Source organism: Aureimonas sp. AU12, assembly GCF_001463705.1.
GTDB lineage: Bacteria > Pseudomonadota > Alphaproteobacteria > Rhizobiales > Rhizobiaceae > Aureimonas.
Map to the genome: position 1 here is coordinate 1 of NZ_BBWH01000055.1, position 845 is coordinate 845.

Below are 845 nucleotides of genomic sequence, written 5' to 3' on the forward strand. Positions count from 1 at the left end.
TCTAGGGCCTGTTAGCGCCTGACCCAATGGAGCGTGGCGGCGAGGCAGAGGACGCCGAGGAAACTGGTTGCGGTCTTCTCGTAGCGGGTAGCCACGGCGCGCCATTCCTTCAGCCGAGCCCACAAACGCTCGACCCGATTGCGGTTGTTGTAGATCCAGTCCGGACATGCGACGGGGGCCTCGTGGCGAAGTGGGGGAATGGCAGGCCGGGCACCCATGTCCCAGATGTGTCGGCGGAACGCATGGCTGGTATAGCCGCGGTCGGCCACCACCCACTTCGGCACGTCCGGTAGGCGATCGAGGAGCGGGACGGCGTGCGGCAGTTCGTGGGCCTGCCCAGGTGCGAGGCGGAAGGCGATGGCACGCCCTGCGCCGTCGGCCATCACGCAGGCTTTGGTGCCATAGCCACCACGAGATCGGCCAAGCGCTTCACGGCCGTCTCGCTCTTTTGCAGATCCCCCTTTCGACTGGCGCCTGCCGCCTTCTGGTGAGCCCGGATATTGGTGCCGTCCAGGAACACCATGCCGAGCCTGACGCCGCGTTCCTGGACCAGCACAAGCAGTTCCTCCCAGACCCCCAGCCGCGCCCACCGGATGAAGGTCTGCGCGGCCATCCACCATGGGCCGAACTCGGCCGGCAGAGACCGCCACTTCGCTCCGTTCTGGTGCCGCCAGAGGATCGCCTCGATGGTCCGCCGAAGGTGCGGGCTCGGCACCTTCGCATGAGGGCGGCATCCCTCGATCAGCGGCTCCAGATCAGACCATTGCTCATCGCTTAGCATCTCAGCTCTCCGTCATCGGAAAAGCTGGCGACATAGAGCCGGCTTCAGACGCTAACAGGCCCTA

At 65.8% G+C, this 845-nt stretch carries 1 protein-coding gene; it reads right to left on the reverse strand.

The window, feature by feature from the left end:
- Positions 1 to 11: 11 nt before the first annotated feature.
- Positions 12 to 781 (reverse strand): IS5 family transposase gene (locus AUL33_RS20860; RefSeq protein ID WP_156419547.1). Its coding sequence is split into 2 segments (ribosomal slippage): positions 12 to 466 and positions 466 to 781, totalling 771 coding nucleotides; the frame shifts between segments, so codons are not numbered across the junction.
- Positions 782 to 845 lie beyond the last annotated feature (64 nt).